Source organism: Nocardia pseudobrasiliensis NBRC 108224 (assembly GCF_001613105.1).
Lineage (GTDB): Bacteria > Actinomycetota > Actinomycetes > Mycobacteriales > Mycobacteriaceae > Nocardia > Nocardia pseudobrasiliensis.
The window spans coordinates 308262-326906 of sequence record NZ_BDBS01000010.1 but is presented as its reverse complement, the minus strand read 5'-3'; the positions used below and the strand labels follow the sequence as shown (position 1 = coordinate 326906).

18 protein-coding genes and 1 pseudogene are annotated in these 18645 nt (G+C 66.4%); 7 read left to right on the top strand and 12 right to left on the bottom strand.

Going from position 1 to position 18645, the window contains the following annotated elements; translation table 11 throughout:
- From NP4_RS12560 to NP4_RS12540, 5 genes and pseudogenes are all read right to left on the bottom strand, one after another.
- Positions 1 to 631, bottom strand: a pseudogene (locus NP4_RS12560) (hypothetical protein); the annotation flags it as partial.
- Between the two features lie 285 nt (positions 632 to 916).
- Positions 917 to 1936 (bottom strand): potassium channel family protein, encoded by a 1020-nt coding sequence (locus NP4_RS12555; protein WP_245997973.1) that lies wholly within the window; start codon positions 1934 to 1936, stop codon positions 917 to 919.
- Between the two features lie 80 nt (positions 1937 to 2016).
- On the bottom strand, positions 2017 to 2502 hold the full coding sequence (locus NP4_RS12550; RefSeq protein ID WP_147287979.1) for a hypothetical protein: 486 nt from the start codon (positions 2500 to 2502) through the stop codon (positions 2017 to 2019).
- Positions 2503 to 2691: 189 nt separating this feature from the next.
- On the bottom strand, positions 2692 to 3486 hold the full coding sequence (locus NP4_RS12545) for an ABC transporter permease subunit (protein WP_067996894.1): 795 nt from the start codon (positions 3484 to 3486) through the stop codon (positions 2692 to 2694).
- 90 nt (positions 3487 to 3576) lie between these two features.
- Positions 3577 to 4494, bottom strand: a complete 918-nt coding sequence (locus NP4_RS12540; RefSeq protein WP_067996742.1) for an ABC transporter ATP-binding protein — start codon at positions 4492 to 4494, stop codon at positions 3577 to 3579.
- Between the two features lie 73 nt (positions 4495 to 4567).
- On the opposite strand from NP4_RS12540, the gene NP4_RS12535 reads away from it, so the two are divergent.
- Positions 4568 to 5044: a GbsR/MarR family transcriptional regulator gene (locus NP4_RS12535; RefSeq protein ID WP_067996739.1), complete on the top strand. Its 477-nt coding sequence runs from the start codon at positions 4568 to 4570 to the stop codon at positions 5042 to 5044.
- 74 nt (positions 5045 to 5118) lie between these two features.
- Complete coding sequence (locus NP4_RS12530) at positions 5119 to 5469, top strand: alpha/beta fold hydrolase (protein ID WP_067996737.1); 351 nt, start codon at positions 5119 to 5121, stop codon at positions 5467 to 5469.
- A 504-nt stretch (positions 5470 to 5973) separates the two neighbouring features.
- Here NP4_RS12530 and NP4_RS12525 read toward each other — a convergent pair.
- On the bottom strand, positions 5974 to 6462 hold the full coding sequence (locus NP4_RS12525) for a MarR family winged helix-turn-helix transcriptional regulator (protein ID WP_067996893.1): 489 nt from the start codon (positions 6460 to 6462) through the stop codon (positions 5974 to 5976).
- Between the two features lie 193 nt (positions 6463 to 6655).
- On the opposite strand from NP4_RS12525, the gene NP4_RS12520 reads away from it, so the two are divergent.
- The 5 genes from NP4_RS12520 (at position 6656) to NP4_RS12505 (ending at position 12001) form a co-directional block, all read left to right on the top strand.
- Positions 6656 to 8869: a putative glycosyltransferase family protein gene (locus NP4_RS12520; protein ID WP_114755719.1), complete on the top strand. Its 2214-nt coding sequence runs from the start codon at positions 6656 to 6658 to the stop codon at positions 8867 to 8869.
- 77 nt (positions 8870 to 8946) lie between these two features.
- Positions 8947 to 9339 carry a hypothetical protein gene (locus tag NP4_RS42570; RefSeq protein WP_245997975.1) on the top strand — a complete coding sequence of 131 codons (393 nt, stop codon included), beginning with the start codon at positions 8947 to 8949 and terminating at the stop codon, positions 9337 to 9339.
- Between the two features lie 17 nt (positions 9340 to 9356).
- Positions 9357 to 10334, top strand: a complete 978-nt coding sequence (locus NP4_RS12515) for a chloride channel protein (RefSeq protein ID WP_245997977.1) — start codon at positions 9357 to 9359, stop codon at positions 10332 to 10334.
- A gap of 10 nt (positions 10335 to 10344) precedes the next feature.
- Positions 10345 to 10935, top strand: coding sequence for an Rv1733c family protein (locus NP4_RS12510; RefSeq protein ID WP_147287980.1), 591 nt, complete (start codon positions 10345 to 10347; stop codon positions 10933 to 10935).
- 73 nt (positions 10936 to 11008) lie between these two features.
- Positions 11009 to 12001, top strand: coding sequence for a calcium/sodium antiporter (locus NP4_RS12505; RefSeq protein ID WP_067996728.1), 993 nt, complete (start codon positions 11009 to 11011; stop codon positions 11999 to 12001).
- A gap of 33 nt (positions 12002 to 12034) precedes the next feature.
- Here the strand turns inward: NP4_RS12505 and NP4_RS12500 are convergent, their stop codons facing one another.
- From NP4_RS12500 to NP4_RS12475, 6 genes are all read right to left on the bottom strand, one after another.
- A complete protein-coding gene (locus NP4_RS12500; protein WP_067996726.1) occupies positions 12035 to 12499 on the bottom strand; it encodes a nitroreductase family deazaflavin-dependent oxidoreductase in 465 nt (154 codons plus the stop codon).
- 38 nt (positions 12500 to 12537) lie between these two features.
- On the bottom strand, positions 12538 to 14889 hold the full coding sequence (locus tag NP4_RS12495; RefSeq protein WP_067996723.1) for an ABC transporter permease: 2352 nt from the start codon (positions 14887 to 14889) through the stop codon (positions 12538 to 12540).
- A gap of 5 nt (positions 14890 to 14894) precedes the next feature.
- Complete coding sequence (locus NP4_RS12490; protein ID WP_067996721.1) at positions 14895 to 15632, bottom strand: ABC transporter ATP-binding protein; 738 nt, start codon at positions 15630 to 15632, stop codon at positions 14895 to 14897.
- Positions 15629 to 16222 carry a TetR/AcrR family transcriptional regulator gene (locus tag NP4_RS12485; protein WP_067996717.1) on the bottom strand — a complete coding sequence of 198 codons (594 nt, stop codon included), beginning with the start codon at positions 16220 to 16222 and terminating at the stop codon, positions 15629 to 15631. The genes NP4_RS12490 and NP4_RS12485 overlap by 4 nt, the downstream gene beginning before the upstream one ends.
- A gap of 229 nt (positions 16223 to 16451) precedes the next feature.
- Positions 16452 to 16988 carry a DUF6968 family protein gene (locus tag NP4_RS12480; RefSeq protein WP_147287981.1) on the bottom strand — a complete coding sequence of 179 codons (537 nt, stop codon included), beginning with the start codon at positions 16986 to 16988 and terminating at the stop codon, positions 16452 to 16454.
- Positions 16989 to 17324: 336 nt separating this feature from the next.
- Positions 17325 to 18617 (bottom strand): ArsB/NhaD family transporter, encoded by a 1293-nt coding sequence (locus NP4_RS12475; protein WP_067996709.1) that lies wholly within the window; start codon positions 18615 to 18617, stop codon positions 17325 to 17327.
- Positions 18618 to 18645: the final 28 nt, after the last annotated feature.

The window sequence follows — 18645 nt, the reverse complement described above, 5'->3', positions numbered from 1 at the left end:
GTGCTGCTGCCCCGCCAGCGCAGCCGAGCTGTTGGATCGGGGTGCGCCGGATGTTCGGTCGGCATCCGAGTTCCTGGGCGATGTAGGCGTCGGGTCCCGGCAACATATAGCCCGTGCAGGACACCACCACCAGATAGTCGACCTCGTGGGCGTCGATTCGGGCGTCGGTGAGTGCCTGCCTGGCCGCGAGGGTGCCCAGCCGCACGGCCTCCCTGCTGTAGCGGCCATTGCGGACGCCGAAGGGTTCGGTCGCCAGCAGTCGCTCGAGCGGTACTACGAAACGGCGGGTCGTCACACCGGCATGGCGCATCAATTCCAGTCCGCGTTCGAGATCCGGAGCATCGGTGAAATGATCACGCAGTGCGGCAATGATGTCTTCCTGGGGAATAATGTGCTCAGGCAGTTGGATCGACGGCCGGTGGACCGTGACCGGGATTGTGGGGCTCGTCAAGGCCATGATCGCCTCCTCGCGAATTTGCTTCAAGTCGGAAACAACACGGTTCAACGTATCGTTGCCCAGCCGACCTGCGGAAGACTCGAAGGCGTTACCAATCGGTGACGAAACCTGTTCTACGGCACTGGTTTCGGTGCAGACATCACAGAGCTGGCTCACCCTCGCATCGAGATACATCGCAAATCCATTACAGTGCAACGCCTCTCAGCAGGCGCGGCTATACATCGCCAATGTGACCAGATGCATTGCGATGCAGCATATTTCGGAGCCGCTAGCATCTCGTCGCGGACATCGAATGCGGCCGAGGGAGGTGATGGCCACGACGAACGTGTCGACGTCGGGTACATCGAAACCGCAGCGGGTCTTCCCGTACCCGCCTTCGTCTCACCCGCCCCGAAACCGCGCTGCTGTTTCTCGGCTACGGCGCGACCCTGCCGCTGGCGCTGACCTCGCAATCGTTCGTTAGGACTCGGCCGAGCGAAATTCGTGGCTGGGCTGGCCCTCGGTCAGGGTTCGCGCGGCGTCGAGTTGGGTGGGTGTGCCGAGCACGATGAGGATGGTGCCGGGGTGGACGGGGGTGTCGTCGGTGGGGTTGGCGATGAAACGGCCGTCGGGTGTGCGCAGGGCGAGTACCAACGCACCGGTGGTGCCGCGCAACGCGGTGTCGGTCAGCGAGTGGCCGATCAACGGGGACGACCGGGCGACAACGATCTCCTCGATCCGGTATTCGAGGGCGTCCTCGTGCATGACGACGTCGAGGAACTCGGCCACGTTGGGTTGCAACGCGAAAGCCGCCATCCGGCGCCCGCCGATCAGCTGCGGGTTGACCGCACGATTCGCGCCCGCGCGCAGGAGTATGGACTTGGAGCTCTCGGTCCGCGCTCTGGCGATTATCACCAGATCCGCCCGCCGCGCTCTGCTCGACAACGTCACGTAGACGTTGTCGGCGTCGCTGTCCAGCGCCGCGATCAACGCGTCGGCGTGCCTGATTCCGGCAGCATCGAGAACGCTGTCTTCGGTGACATCGCCGAGGACGTTCGCGAATCCGATGCCGCTCAGCCGCTCCGGATCGCGATCGACGACCACGATCGGCTTGCCGAGGCTGTTGAGATACTGCGCGGTGGAGCGGCCGACTCTGCCCCAGCCACACACGATGACGTGCCCGCGCATCCGGTTGATCTGCTGGTTCATTCGTCGTCGCTCCAGACGATGCCGTAGATGTCCATCGATGAGAGTCTCCAGCAGCACCCCGAACATGTAGAAGACGGTGCCCGCACCAACCAGGATCAGCATCATGGTGAAGACCTGGCCCAGCGGGGTCAGCGGATGGACTTCCCGGAAGCCGACCGTCGTTATCGTGGTGACCGTCTGGTACAGCGCATCGAGAAACCCGAATCCGAGCAGCAGATAACCGAGTGTGCCCGCCATCGTCACCAAAACGAAGGCCAGCATCACACGGCGCAGCCGCAGCAACGGGTTCACGCGACGATTGTGGCACCGACTCGCGCAACTCCGATGACCATGGGGCCGGACCGCACGAGTCCGCCGATCGGGTCGAACGGCTAGGACTGACCGCGTCCGAAGCCGCTCTGTTCGGATCTTGCGATGACCAGCTCGGGGGTTCGCCTGTGTAGTTCGGCGGCGATGTCATCCAGCGATATCGGGCGTAACCAGCGCTCGGACACGGTAAGCGGGTAGCCGACGATGATCTTGGCTGCGGGACCGTAGACCCATCTGGGCCAACGCTTTTCGGTGATTCTCGGACGGGCTTCGACCAGTTCTACGGCCAGGTACCTCGTGCCGTGGACGGTGATCAGATGGACACGCGATATCGCAACCCAGGGGATTCGGCCGTATGGGTCGAGCACCACCCCCTGGTCGTCGACCACGACATCGGGTGCGGGACGGATGAACCGGTGCAGCCCGAGGAAAAGGACGACGGTCCCGGCGACGATGGGACCCACCACGGGGGACGTCAGCGGTGAGTCGGTGGTGGTGGTCGTGACGAGTAGCAGCCAGCCGCTCGCGATCCCTATCAGACCCAGCACCACCATCTCGACCCGGCGGACCCACGAAGACCGAAAGATCGTTGGGGGCGTGGGTACTTCGCGACACCGGTCCACGAACACCGACTGTAGCGGTCGCCGTTCGGACAGCCCGAGGTCGACATGACATCCCGTCGGATAACCGCGCCGCCACCGCCGGGCTCGGACGGTAGCGGCGCGGCAAGGATGGCTTCAGGCGAGATCGCGGCGGCCGAACCGGTAGGTTCCGGCGGCGACCAGCACGATCGAGGCGAGCGCGAAGACCGCGATCGCGATGGGCTGGAAGCCGTTTCGCAGTGGTTCGCCATCGAGGTAGTAGTGGAACGGTGACAGGTAGGCAAGCCAGTGGGCACCGAGTTGACCGGCGAAGGTGTGGGCGCCGTAGGCGGCGACGCCGACTGCGGCGGTGCCGGCCAGGACCGTGCCCCGGTGGCCGGTGGCCGCGCCGATGCCGGTTGCCAACGCACCAAATGTGATGGTCAGCAGGACGAGGTTGAGACATTGGGCGGCGAACTGCCCCGGGCTGACGGCGGTCAGTTCGGCCCCCGACCGGATGGCGAGCATGGCCAGCCATACCACCACGCCGATCCCGGTGGCCGCAAGCACCAGAGCGGCGAACCGCTGCAGCACCAGCGACGTTCGGGTGATGGGATGGGCCATAAGCAGGTCCAGCCTGCCCGATTCCTCGTCGGCCGCAGTGACACGAGCACCGAACGCCGCGCCGAAGAACATCGCCAGCAACGGCACGATCAGCCCGAAGACGGTCGATCCGAGATAGCCTGGCGCGGAGGCGATATCGTTCATGTTCAACGCTTCACGCAGACTCTTTGGGATGTTCTCGGACTGGGCAGCACCGCTTTTCGACATCTGCGGATAGAAACTCGAATACGCGACGGCGACCGAGGTGATTCCAGCGGCCCAGCCGAGCAGGCCACGGCGGCTGCTGTAGAGGGTCTTGGTGAGCACGGCCGTGCGGGCGGTGGCCATGGCCGGTTCGATCAGCGGAGTAAACGTGGTGACGGTGGTCATGGTGTTTCCTGGTTCGTAAAAGCTGCTGCGGGACAGAGACTGTGGTGGTCAGGCCGCCGGGCGCGGCAAGCTGTCGGTACCGGCGTACTGGCTGTGAAAGATCTCGTCGAGGTGCGGTTCGGTGGTGCGCAGGGCAGTCACGGTGTGCCGCGCCGCGGCCTTGACGAGTGCGTCCGGCGCCCCGGTCAGACTGGCGCGCAACGTCTTGCCGGTCTCGTCCACCTCCGCATCGGCGACACCGGGCAGACCGACGAACTCGGCCACGGTCACCGCTGCGGCGAAGCCGATCTCGATCCGGCGCAGTGCACCCGCACGCAGGTCGGCGATCGTATCCAGGGCGACCAGCCTGCCGTCGCGCAGAATGCCGACCCGGTCGGCGACGGCCTCGACCTCGTCCATGATGTGGCTGGACATGAACACCGTCTGCCCGCCTGCCGCGGCCTCGCTCACCAACTCCAGAAACGTCTGTTGCAGTAGCGGATCCAACCCGGAGGTGGGTTCGTCGAGGATCAGCAATTCGGGTGTGTGCATGAACGCCTGTACCAGGCCGACCTTCTGCCGGTTGCCCTTGGACAAGCTCTTGATCCGCGCCGACTGATCGAGCTCCAGCCGCTCGGCCAGCTCGTCGATCCGCTGCCGTGGCACGCCGCCGCGCAGGGCCGCCAGAAAGCGCAGGCACTCCCCCACCCGCTGCTGCCCGTCGACGACGAAATCGCCTGCCAGATAACCGATCCGGTGACGCAACGTGACACCGTCGCGGCGCGGGTCGAGCCCGAACACGGTGGCGCTGCCACTCGTCGGGCGGATGAGGTCGAGCAGCAGCCGGATGGTGGTCGACTTGCCCGCACCATTGGGACCGAGATAGCCGAACACCTCCCCCTCGCGCACGTCCAGCGTCAGTCCGGCCAGGCCGCGACGCGCACCGTAGGTCTTGGTGAGATCCCGGATCTCGATGGCGTTGTTCATGTCTCATACAGTAGTCAATTTTCAGAGATTTTTGAAGATTCAGAACATGAATAGATGTCGGTAAGGTGGGGCCATGGATTCGACACAGCGACTGCGAGACGCGGCCGAGCGGCTGGCACTGACCCTGACCCAGGGCGGAATGCAGAAGACCACCGCGCGGGTCATGACGGCGCTGCTGTACACCGAGCAGGAGGCGATGACCGCCGCCGATCTGTGTGAGCAGCTGTCGATCAGCACGGGCGCGGTATCGACCGCGATCAAGCAGCTCACCCAGTCGGGCATGGTGGAGCGAGTACCGGCTCCGGGTAGCCGACGCGAGCACTACCGCTTCCCGAAAGGCGTCTGGGCGCACCTGTTCTCACAACAGAACGCCTACCTGAAGGTGATGCGCGATGCCGCCCGGGAGGGCTTGGATGCGGTGGGCGACGATACGGCGACCGCCGCACGCCTGCACGAGATGCGGCACTTCTACGGCTACATGGAACAGGAGATGCCACCCCTGATCGAGCGGTGGCGCCACGGCTACGACTCCGACCAACATACGGCGTGAGCACCCCGTCGGTGTGCGTGCGCGGCGGCCACACGGTGGTGTAGCGGACGCCGAGACGTCCACGAACTGCGAACTTGCCCTCCCGTACGGATTTCGGGGCATCATGCCGGAAGCTGTTCGAAGCATACGAGTGGAGGTCCTCCGCCGTATTCCCCCGCAGAGTCCTTGCCAGCCGTGCCTTCTTCACCGAGGTCGAGACCGGCCTTGCCGACCTCGCCCACCCGCCGACTCTGATCATTTGGGGTGACGCCGACATCGCGTTCCGACGCCAGGAGCGCGAGCGCCTGGAAGCCACCTTCCCCCGGCATCGAACCGTGATCGTCGAGGGCACGGGCACCTACGTCGAGTCCGACGCACCCGAAGAATTCGTCGCCGCGATCCGCGACTGGACCGCCGCGCACCGCGCAGACACGCATCGCGGGTGAGACAGACCTGAGCCAACCCGGCATACGCATGTCGTGACCGCGACGCGTATCGAACTCTACCCGGCCCGGACAAGCCGAGGTCCTCCGGCCCGATGAGCCTGGTCGCCATCGATCCTGGCGGCTTCGACGACTCCCACACGGCAATCACCGGAATCGGCACACAGCGCGTTGAAGCCTGAGGTTACTTGTCGCACCGAGCCGCCCCGGCGACGTTCCGAAGCCCTACACCGGGCCGACCACGCTGAGAGACACCGAACCGTCGCGTCACACCCGGGTTCGACAGCCCGTCGGAACAGCCGAACTTCGGGGCTTCCGATGGCGTGCGCACACTTGGACCACGCGGATGCCGACTTGGCCCCGCGGGACCACGCTGGGCCATCTGAGACGTTGCGCGCCAACGAAGTCTGGATCCGTGGCGAATGGAAAACGGAGCTTCCCCTACGGGCGGCGTCCCCGCACCGCTCGACGGATTCCAGCCGTGGGCCGGGCAGCCTCCTTGACCGATCAGACCTGATATCCCTCGACATCCAAGCTGAGTAGCGACTCCCCGCCCGCGTCGGTGAACGCGGTGAGGGCACGGACCAATCCGGTGCGATCGGCCGGGCGCATCCGCTCGACCACGGCCGCCAGCTCCTGGCGACGCCGCGCGGTCACCGCGTCTACGACCTCCTGCCCGCGTGCGGTGAGTTCGATGATCAGCTCACGGCGCGACTCCGGATTCGGTTTGCGATCGGTCAACCCCGCCACGACCAGCCGCTCCACCATCCGAGTCGCCGTGGACGGCTGCACATTCAGACTCCCCGCCAGACTCGCGATCTTCGAAGGACCGCGCGTGGACAGCAACACCAGTGTGCGGAACTGCGGGATGGTGATCGAATCGTCGACATGCGCGATCGACCGCGCCGACAACCCCACCAGCAACCGCGAAGCCGTCAACAGGGCATCGGTGATCTCGTCCACCGACTCCTCGTCCACAGCGTCCCTTCGCGCCATCATTACCTCCGTCACGTCAACCACCATCCCTGTCCATCCTGCCGTGTCCGCCCGATCCAGTGGCAGCACCCGCCCACAGCGCCCCAACAAGTTTCGGATACAGCCATGCACAGCGAAACTGTTGCACTCTGCGCCGATAGGGTAGTGTCTCCCGCTCGTGAGCCTTCGCGCAGTAGGTGTGCCTCGGGTCGGCGTGCGTGCGTGGGGCTTGGTCACGGTACTCGGCGTGGTCGCGGGGTACGCGGCGGTACTGCTGGCCAACCCGCGGCACTTCTACACCGACGACACCGAATCCCAGTACGGCCCGATGTGGGTGATGCTCGGCCGGCAGCTGCGTGAGGGGCGACTGCCGGTGTTGGTGCCGTGGGAATGGATGTCGGGCAACTACTCGCTGGAAGAGGCGGGGATCTACAACCCGCCTCAGCTGCTGGTGGATCTGCTCGCGCCTTCGTTCGACAATCTCGCGCTGTATGTCACCGCGGTGAAGCTGGTCTTCTCGATCATCGCGGCATTGGGGGTGTTCCGGGTCTGCCTGGCCTACGGCGCCCGGGCGCCCTGGTCGGCGGTGGCCGCGGTGGCGTTCCCGCTGTCGGGCTGGTTCTTGTTCTTCGATGAATCCAGTTGGGCCACTTCGCTGACCGGCACCGCGTGGATGCTGCACGCCTGGGCGGCGAGCGTACGCTACGCGCGCGGTCGCGGCGGACCGATCCCGGTCTTCGTCTTCTTGTATCTGGCGATCTCGGTCCAATACGTATTCCCCGCGGTCGAATCCGCGATCATGGTCGTCGCGGTCGCGGTCGGCGAGATCGTGTATCAGCGCGTCTGGCGCTCCTCGCTGCGCCTGCTGGCGGTGGCCGGTTGCGCCGGGGCGGCGGGGTTGGCGACGTATCTTCCGGGCGTGCTGTCCTCGCCGGTGACCTGGCGCGGCAACGAACGCATCCTCAACGACCCGTTTCTGAATGTGCCGTGGTCGGAATCGCTCAACGCCAGCCTGCCCAGCGCCGTTCCGGCCTTCGAAGGCTGGTGGGGTTATGTGCAACCGCTGCCGATGGTCTACGTCGCCTGGTTCGTGATTCCGTTGCTGGCCTTTGTGAACTGGACGGCGGTCAAGCGTGACCTGCGCGAGCACACCGGCCTGGCGCTGTTCGCGATCGCGTTCCTGATGTGGACCGCCGGACCCGGTCGCATCGGACCGCTGCGCTGGCCGGGCCGGGTCCTGCCGATGCTCGCGGTGGCATTACTGGTGCTGGTGTGTGTATTCCTCAGCCGCTACGCCGATTTCGCGGCGTGGCGCCGCCGCGGGATCGCGGCCGCCGTCCTGATCGGACTGCTGTTCGTCCGAACCTTCAGCGCCGCACCGCATCTGATCAATCGGCACCTGGTCTGGACCGCGGTCGTCGCGGCGCTGGTCGCGGCGCTGGTATGGCTGGCCCGCACCCGCGGGGTAGCCGTGGCGTGCGTGCTCGCGATCGTGGCGATGTTCCCGATCGCCTACGACCAGGTCCGCGCCCAGGGCGCGACGCCCATGTCCTATCACTTCCCCGAACGCCGCTCCGAGGCACAGTCCGCCTTCCCTCACTTCTCCGGTGTCACACTGCAATTGGCCGACCGCGCCCTGGTGCCGCCGCCTGAGCAGAGCCTCGACAAAGCCTGGAGTTCCCTGGCTTTCGGTAACTACGCCAAGAACATCGGCTTGGACTACGTCAACGCCTACACCCCCATCGGCTACGCGACGTTCAGCGCACTGCTGTGCATGGGCTGGGACGGCAGCACCTGCCCCGACGCCTACCGCCGCGCCTTCTCCCCCGAACCCACCACGGGCCGGACGCTGGTCGATCTGATGAAGGTCGACCGCGTCGTCCTGCAACGCGCCCAATATCCCGACGCGGGCAATCGGCCCGCCCCACCGGGATGGAAGTGGGTAGATTACCCCGGCCACGAGAAATACATCTGGGTCCTGGATCGTAGCGACGGCCTCGTCTCGGCGCGCAACGGCCTGATCGCGGACACCCGAAATGTCACCGCCGCCTCGGTCAACCGCACCGGCATCACCAGCCACGTCCGCGTCAGCTCCGAGCCCGGTGGGCGAATCGTCTTCGCCCGCCTGGCGTGGCCCGGTTACCGGGTCACCCTCGGCGGTCGCGAGATCCCACTCAGCACGGTCTCGAAAACCTTTGCCGCGGTCGACATCCCGCCCGGCACCCACAATGCCGACCTCATCCTCACCTGGCGTCCGCCGGGCTGGAAGATCGGTATCGCCAGCGCCCTGGCCGGACTACTCGGCCTCGGACTACTCCAGTGGTGGTACCGACGCGACCGCCGTGACGAGTCGCAGATCCCGCTCGACGAACTCGACGCGGACGACATCGAATCGCCGACCAAGGATTCGCTGCCCGTGCCGGTCTGACCTTCCGCCGAGTGAGGGCGGCCACAGCCATAAGCCCTCAATTTCTATGCAGTAGGCAACTGTTGCATACTGCTTTCATGGCTGTGTTCGACGGAACCGCGCAGAATCGGCTCCGGATCTCCCTCCCGCCGCGCCGATCGCTGCTCGGATGGCTGCGGGAAAGCTCCTCGGGTTTGGTATTGCTCGCCGTCGTCGTCGGCGCGGCGACCGGTGCGGCGGCGATCGGATTTCGCTATCTGATTACCGCCGCGACGTGTCTGTTCACCGGATACGACGACTACTCCGGCCTCGGCCGGATCGCGTCGGCACATTGGCCCGCGCTCGGATTCTGGTTCCTGCTGCTGGCTCCGGTGCTCGCGGGTGCGATTTACGGGCCGATCGTCCACCGCTTCGCTCCCGAGGCTCGCGGCCACGGCGTTCCTGAGGTGATGTACGCCGTTTCCGAGCGTGGCGGCTGCTGCTCGGAGTAGTGCTGGGCGTTGTGGGCGTGTGTTTTTCGAAGGTCCTCTATCTGATCGAGGATCTGTGTGACTGGATCTGGCGCGGTCCGGAATGGGCCAGACCCGCCGTCGGCGGACTGGCGCTGGGCGCCCTGCTGATCGCGCTGCCCGAAATGTACGGGGTCGGCTATCCGGTGCTGGAGAACGCGGTGCACGGCAAGTACCTGATCGGCATGCTGCTCCTGCTCCTGATCGGCAAGATGGTCGCCACCAGTCTCACCATCGGAATCGGCGGCTCCGGCGGCGTTTTCGCACCCACCCTGTTCATCGGAACGATGGGCGGCACCGCCTTCGGGCAGATCGCCCACCACATCCTGCCCGCCACCACCGAATCCGCGGGCGCCTACGGCCTGGTCGGCATGGGCGCGGCACTCGCGGCCGCGACCCGAGCCCCGATCACCGCAGTGATCATCCTGTTCGAACTCACCGGGGAGTACACGATCATCCTCCCCCTCATGACCGCTGTGGCCGTCGCCACGGGAATATCCCGCCTGCTGTCCGCCGACACCATCTACACCCGCAAACTCCTGCGCCGCGGCATCGACATCGAACGACCGCCGAGCCCGTTCCCCACCGTCACCGCCGCCGCCGTCGCCCGGCCCGTACCCGCTCCGCTGACCGACACCACCGACCTCACCACTGCCGCTGCGCGAGTGCGCGATTCAGCGATGGGCATCGTGCCCGTCGTCACCGACGACGGCCGCTACCACGGTTGCGTCTCGGCCGGCGACATCGCCGAAGCTCTCGACGAACCCGATCCCCCGGTCTCGATCACGCGACTCGTCCACACGCTGCCCACTGTGGCCGCGGACGCCGGTTTCCACGACATCCGCACTGCTCTCACCGGACACGGCGGCACCGGATTACCGGTGGTCGACACGGGCCACACCGAGTTGATCGGCTGGGTGACCTACGAGGATCTGCTGACCGCACCGGGAATTCGAGCGTCACGCGCACCTCGCTAGGGTGACCGCGATGCCGAACCGACCCGAAGATCCGGCCGGGGTCTACACCGCGGCGATCCGATTCTGGCGGATGGCACCGCGGAATCCGAATCCGCTGATGCGGCCGTCGGACCGCGTGAGTTCGGCCCTCGTCATCCTCGCCGCGGCGGTGTGCGTAGCCGCCGTTCCATTCGCCGCCGCGGTCGGTACCGTGAGCTACACCAGTACCGCCCAGCAGATCCGATCCGGCAATGCCGTGAAGACTGCTGTGACGGCCACTCTCGTCACCGACCCGGTCTACATGCGCGCCGCGCGCAGCATCCAGGCGCACGCTCGCTGGCGTCGCGAAGGGCATGCCGCGGCCCGCACCATCAGTGTGCCGATCACCGCGAACCAGGGCGACCGCATTCGGATCTGGCTCGACGAGGAGGGCGCGCTGGTGGACCCACCGTCGTCCACCCGTTCGGCCCTGTGGACAGGTGTCGGAGTCGCTGCCATCCTCCTGTTCGGAATCTACTGCGCCACCGCGGCTCTGGTCGAGCTCGTGAGGCGATGGATCGCTCGGGTGCGCAGCTGTGCGTGGGATCGGCAGTGGCGCAGTTTCAACGGCTACTCCGAGTAGCGGCGGCCCCGGCGACGCACGATCTTCCCCCCGTCAAGAAACCGTTAATCTGGGACGGATCGCCGCCGGTCGTATGCGGCATTTCGGACGAGGGGTTGGAGGGCGTCTGTTCGTTCACATTCTGGGTGTGCTCTGCGGACTGGTCCTGCTTCCGGTGGCCGCCGATCATTTGGTGCTGGGCGCGGCACGCGTCGCGGGGCGACTGCGGCTGCCACCCATGGTGGTCGGCGTCGTGATCATCGGATTGGGCACCTCCGCACCGGAATTCATGGTGTCCGCGACCGCGGCGGCCACCGGCAATGCCGGTATCGCCGTCGGCAATCTCATCGGGTCCAACATTCTCAATGTCACTCTCGTCCTCGGCGTCGCGGCGCTGGCGGGCGCGGTGACCGTGACCTCGATCGTGATCGGCCGCGAGGTGACACTGTCGCTGGTCGCCGTCGGCGTGTTCGCGATCGCGATCGGCGTCGGTCTGAATTCGTGGAGCGGACTGCTGCTGTGTGTGGCAGCGGCTATCGCGATCACGCTGCTGGTCCGCTGGGCTCGTGGCGACCGCGCCAATACCGTTGTCGCCGAACAGACCGTGGAATTCACCGCGCCCGCCGCGGAGTCGCCGATCCGGCTGGTGACCGAATCCGTGCGAACCGTGACGGGTCTGGCGGGCGTCCTGCTCGCGGCTCAACTCCTGGTGGCCAACGCGGGGGCGATCGCCGCCGAATTCGGCGTACCCCAATTGATCATCGGCGCCACCGTGGTCGCCCTCGGCACCTCGTTGCCCGAACTGGTGACCGCGGTTCAGGCGCAGCGACGCGGGGAGAGCGAATTGCTGATCGGAAATGTCTTCGGCAGCAACCTGTTCAACAGCCTCGTCGGCGGCGGCATCGTCGGGGTGTTCATCGGAACGACTCCATCTGCCACCGCCGACCTGCCGACCGTCATGGCGATGGTCGCGGCGACGGCGCTGGCCTGGCTGTTGCTCCGGCGGAACCTGCGGTTGACCCGTCCGGAATCGGTGCTGTTGCTGATCGGGTACACAGCCACCCTGCCGCTGCTGTTCCTGGCGTGAACAGATCAGTGCCGCGACGTCCCGGCTGCCGTGTCATGCGGCCCGCAAGTGAACCATAGGCAGCGTATCGACCGGTTTGCCGGTGGCGCGTTCGATGGTGGCGCGCAGGTTCTGCCACGCACGCGGGTGCTGCCGCGCATAGCGCTCCAGTGCCCGCGCGCTGTCCTGCTCGCTCATCGGCGTCGCGGTGGCGGGGACAGCGCGGCGGAATCCGGTCCATACCCGCACCTTCGGCCACGCGGTGACATTGCGGTACCACTGCGCGCGCTCACCGAACCCGGACACGATCACGTATTCGTCCGGCGCAGGTCGATCGACCACCTCCAGCACTACGTAGCGCCGCACCCCGGTACGACGGCCGATGTGCTCGAGCATGAGCAGTCGAGAGCCGAACACGAAACCCAGTCCGGCTCGGTAGATTCCGATCGGCGCGCGCACCAGCCACCGGATACGCAGGGCGCGCGCGCCGAGGGCGGTCGCGCTGTCCGACAATGCCATTGATCATCCTTTCCTCGGCCGGGTCGTCATTGCGTACGTCACAGCGCTCGTTCCCGGACGACCCGAGCGATGTCGATGCGCCGCAGGAACCGCAGCGCCGGAAGCTGCGACAGGGCCGCGGCCGCGAGGACGGCCAGCACGGCGAGCACGACGCCGCCGCTGTCGAGGGCCAGATGCAGGCTGAACATGTCGCTGTCGAACGACCGCAGGAACAACCACGCCACAGCGATACCTCCGGCGAGGCCGATCGGCACGGCACAGGCTGTGGCGGTGAGGTTTTCGGTGGCCAGCACGGCGGTGAGGCGGCGGTTCGGCGCGCCCGCAGCGCGTAGGGTGGCCAGCTCGATGGTGCGTTCGGTGAGGTTCACCGTCATGGTGACGTAGATGACCGTGAACGCCAGCGCAGCGCCGAGTACGACCATGACGCCGATGAAGACCCAGAACAAGTTGAGGAACTGGTCGAACTGTGCCTGCAGCGCGTGGGTATCGGAATAGGCCACCACGCCCGATAAACCCGTCACCGCGACGCGGACGGCCTCGCGATCGGCGCCCTCGCCGAAGCGAATCAGATAGCCGGACAGGGCGTTCGGCGCCATCTGTCGAGCGGTGGGGAGCGCGGCATAGAGCGTGGTGCCCAGTGGTTCGTCGACCAATGCCACCAAGCGCACCTGTCGCGGCGTACCGAATGCCGCAGTGGCGGTGATCATATCGCCGACCCGGACGCCGAGTCGGGTAGCGAGCTGCTCTCCGGCGACGACACCGTCACCCGGGAGACCCGGGGGCCCGGCCACCGTACGGAAACCGTGCATGGTCGTATCCGTCCGCAGACCTGTGAGTGTGGTGGTATAGCTTGTGCCGTTGCCGCGCACCGTAATCGTTGTGGTCAGCTGGGGCTCCACATCGGTTACGGAGGGCACCTGCCGTAACCGATCGGCGAGATCACCGGTGCCGGGCGTGGTCACGATATCGGCGTCCTCGCGGGTCACCTGACCGAATTGCACGTCGGCGGCGCGACGCATGCTGGTGGCCATCCCCACCGACGCCAGGACCAGCACCAACGCCAGAATGGTTCCGACCATCGTGGCCAGCGTGCGCCGCGGGTCACGACCCAGCGACCGCAGCGCCATCCGCGGCACCGTCGGCAACGCGGTCCAGCGAGCCGACCACCGCGCCAGCATGCCCGGTCGCACCGGCCGGTCACCGTCGCCGCGCATCGCCTTGGCGGGTGCGACCCGTGCGGCCGACAGCGCCGGGACCAGTGCCGCCAGCGCACCGGCCAGGACGCCGAGGATCAAACCGATTGCGGCGGTGGAGATCCGATGCGAGACCACGGTGTCGGGGATGCCGATCGCCTTCGTGTAGGCCGCGGTGATCACCGCGGTCAGCACCGCGCCGAGTACGACCCCGAGCACCGCGCCCAGCCCGGCGACCACGACACCGTAGCCCAGGTAGTGGCGCACCAGAGCCGTGCGTCGCGCACCCATCGCCAGCAGGGTGCCGATGACCGGTCGTTCGGCGCGCACCAGCCGGGTGAGCAGCACGTATTCGGCGATCCCGGCGGCCAGTAGGAACAGCAGCGGGAAGCCGACGGCGATTTCCGAGAACCCGGCGAGGTCCTCGTGCAGCGCGGCGTTCGAGGGCTGTTCGGCACGGGTGGTGACGTCGACCGCGCCCGCGCCGCGCAGCCGGTCGACTACGCGATCGAGATCCGATGAGCTTGCCGTGGAACGCATCTCGACCACGGTCTGATTCGGACCGGCTTGTCCGGACAGCCGTGTGGCTTGGGTTTGCGGGGCGAACACGATCGCGAACGAATGCGGGTCGACCAGCACCTCCTGGCGGCTACGCGCGGGCCACAGATATTCCGGTGAGCGGACGATGCCGACCACCGTCACCTCCGTCCAGGCGTTGCCGTCGAAAATTCGCAGCCGGGCTCCAGGGCTGATCCCGAAGGTGGCGGCCGTATGGTGCTCGACCACAACGTCGTTCGGCTGCGCCGGATCGGGCATCCGCCCCGAATCGAGCGCCACGGTGTCCACCCCGGAGCCCGGATCGGCGGGCAATCCGGTGATCCGGCCGATGAGCTTGGCGCCGGCCACGGTCATCGGCACGTCGGCCTGGGTTCGCACGCTCACCCGCTCGACTCCGGGCGCGGTCCGCACGGCCGCGGCCAGAGCCGACGGGTCACCCCCGTCGGCCGTCGCATCGGCGAAGTGCAGCCTCGTATAAGTTTGCGCATAGGACGCCGACAGGTTGCGGAACGAGTCGTAGCTGGCGACGAACAGCAGCACACCCAGCATCACCGTCACCGCGATCGCCGCCGCCTGTGCGGGGCGTCGTCGCAGATCGCGCCGAATCTTTCGGCCCAGCAACCGATTTCGCGTAACCATACGTATCACCACCGCACCGTCGCGGCCTCGGCGGGCGTCGCGTTGACCTCGTCGGCGACCACCGCGCCGTCGCGCATGCGCACTACCCGATCGGCGATCTCGGCCACTACCTCGTTGTGGGTCACCATCACCACCCCGCGGCCCTCTCGGGCCGTGCGCTGCAGCAACTCGAGAACCCCCTGCCCGGTCGCCACATCCAGGGCTCCGGTCGGCTCGTCGGCCAGCAGTAGATCCGGATCGGTGGCCAGCGCACGGGCGATGGAGACCCGCTGCTGCTGCCCGCCGGACAGCTGCGCGGGGAAGTGATCCGCCCGGTCCGACAATCCCACCGCCGCCAGCAGATCCGATACTTTCGAGCGATCGCCGCGACCGGTGAGCTCGATGATCACCTCGACGTTCTCACGAGCGGTCAGGCTCGGGATCAGATTGAAGAACTGGAACACGAAACCGATATGCTCGCGCCGGAAGTCACCGAGCGCGCGCGGATGACTGTCGGAGATGTCCTCTCCCGCAACGACAAGCGAACCACTGTCGGGCTGCTCGATACCGCCGATCACATTGAGCAGAGTGGTCTTGCCGGAACCGCTGGCGCCCAGGATCGCGACGAGCTCCCCCGGCTCGACCACGAGGTCTATCCCGCGCAGCGCCCGCACCGCGACATCTCCGCTGCCGTAGGTCTTGGCGACACCGGCCAGCCGGATACCACCTCGGCGTCGCCGCTCGGATTCTGGTGTGCCGATCATTCGAATTCCTCTCCCTCGCCGTCGTTCTGGGACAGCCCGGCCAGTCGACACAAAGGTCCTCGGATATCGAGCCCGCCCAGTTGTGGATCGATCAGCCGGTGCAGGATCAGCCCGTCCAGCGTCGCGACCAGCACCGCTGCGGTCGCCTCCGGGTCTGTACCCGCGTTCCCGGCTCGCAGCCAGGCCGCGACACCCGCCCGAAACTCGGTCAGCACCTCGCCCAGCCCTTGTCGCAGGCGCTCGTATCGCGTTGCGGCAAGCATCATTTCGCTCATCACGCGAGTGTCGGCATCACCGCCGGTGAACCCCGCGATCATCGCGATCAGCCGCTCCAGGCCCACGTCGCCCGATTGAGAAAGCGCGCCGTCGAGCGCGGCCGAACCGATCCCGCGGGCCAGCCGCAGCGACGCGGCGATCAGCAGATCGTTCACCGAGTCGAAGTGATAGTGCACCAGCCCCGGTCGCAAACCGGCGCGCTCGGCCACCATGCGCGTGCTCACCGCACCCCAGCCGTGCTCGGCGATCAATGCGACCGCCGCGTCCATCAGCCGGGCGCGTGTCTCGCGACCCTGTTCCGCGGAGGTGACCATGCCAGTCCTAACCGAGCCTCGACGAGGCGCCCTGGTTCAGTTTGGGCGTATGCCCAAGGCTAGCAGACTAATGCTCTGCGCAACAGTTGCTCATTGCATATTTTTCCGCCGATCAGAAAGGACCAGTGCGCAGCCCATCTCGCGAGCGCGAACCGACGGGCAAACACCATGTCCGACGACCGGTTTCAAGATTCGCACGGCCCCGGCGAGCCGAATTCGCGCGAGTCGCTCAGGGTGCGGTGCTCAACGGCCAGTTCTGGGGCAGCTGTAACCATGCGCCGATCATTCGCACCGCGGTCAACAACGCATGCACGCCGTCCCAGCCGCCGGCCATCGTGAGCGGTCGATCGTCCACCCGGAACGGGCACAGGGCCAGCTCCTGACCGGAGGGCCGGTACGGCGTGCCGATGATGATCATGTGGTGTCGGCCCTTGTGACTGACCATGCGCGCCGCGACGACATCATTCATATCCGGTGCGCAAAGGGTCCGATCGGCGGCCCGGTTCGGAAAGCCCAGCTCGGCCGCGCCGACGAAACGAACCCGCTCGAAGTCCTGATTCGCCTGAGCCAACAGTGTGCCGATCTGGATGAGCGCGCGATACAGCGCAGCCAACTCGTCCGAACCGTATGCGGATGACGCGGCACCGCCATCGATCCCGAAGGCGCATACCGCACCGCCGCCCGGCACGAGAGACGGCTTGTCGACCCGGATCGTGACCGATCTGCCGTCATCGGATACCAACCGCGACATGATGACCCCGCTCATCGCGGACTCCACGGGGCAATCCGCACTGCGGTGTATCGATGCACGCATCCTCCCGGTCGACCGTCGCGAATGAGACTCGCCGACCAGACTTCCCGGCACACCTGCAGCAAAGTTTAACCGCTCCGCCTTATGACCACAGTCGTTTCACCATGCCCCAGGGGCACACCCGATCCGCGTCACCTCCGGCGTCGCCACCATCGCAGCAGGTCCGAACCCCGCAGCACTACCACGAGCGCGAGCGCGGCAACGGAAAGCACCAGACCGAACACTGTCAACACCCCGATCCAATCGACCGGAACGCCGCTTGTTTGACGCACGCGCGCATCTCCTTTCGTCTCAGCCGAAGGCGAAATAGCGCAGCCATAGATACGGTGCGGCGACCGTGATCGTCACCGCGGTGACGATCACGCCCTTTCGGGTGAACTCCCAGAACGAGATCGGCGCCCCGGCCCGCTTGGCGATACCGAGCATGACCACGTTCGCGCTCGCGCCGACAGCGGTCAGATTTCCACCGAAATCCGCGCCGGCCGCCAACGCCCACCACAGTGCGTGCGAATTCGTCTGATGGTCCATGCTGCCGATGAGATCGGCCACCAGCGGACTCATCGTGGCGACATAGGGAATGTTGTCGATCACCCCCGACAACCCCGCCGACAAGACCAGGATCAATATCGTGGCCAGCAATGCGTTACCCCCGGTGGCATCCACCGCCCACCGCGAGAGCCGTTCGATCACACCGGTTTTCACCAACGCGCCGATCATCACGAACAACCCGCCGAAAAACAGCAGCGTCTCCCACTCCACCGCCGACAGGTAGTCCCGCTGCCGCAGACCCGAAATCAGCACCAGCACTCCGGCGCCGAGCAGCGCCACCACCGACGGGTCCAGGTGGAACACCGCGTGCCCGAGGAATCCGGCGAACACCGCCACCAGCACCAGCGCGCATTTGATCAGCAGGCCACCGTCACGGATCGCCTCCCGCTCGTCGAGTGCCATCACCTCCGCGGCCCGCTCCGGATCGACGGCAAAACTGCCCCGGAACAACAACGGCAATATCAGAGTGAAGACCACCAGCTCGATGACCACCAATGGCGACACATGCACCAAAAAGTCGTTGAACGACAAACCCGCCCGACTGCCGATGATGATATTGGGCGGATCGCCGATCAGTGTCGCCGCGCCGCCGATATTCGACGCCAGCACCTCGGCGATCAGATACGGCGTCGGCGCGATATCGAGACGTTCGCACACCAGGAGGGTGACCGGTGCGATGAGCAGCACCGTGGTGACGTTGTCCAGAAACGCCGAGGCGACCGCGGTGATCAGTGTCAACAGGATCATCACCCGCAGCGGAGATCCCTTGGCGCGCTTGGCAGCCCAGATCGCGGTGTATTCGAACACACCGGTCTGGCGCAGCACACCCACGATGATCATCATGCCCAGCAACAACAGCACGACATTCCAGTCGATGCCGGTGTCGGCGGAGAAGAAGCTGTCGGCCGAATCGACGACCCCGAACGCCAGCACGATCCCCGCGCCCGCGAGCGCGGCCTTGGTCTTGTGGACCCGTTCCGTCGCGATCAGGACATAGGCGACGACGAACACGCCGACCGCGATGACGACACCCATCAGCTCCGTCCGCCCGGCATCGCCGCGG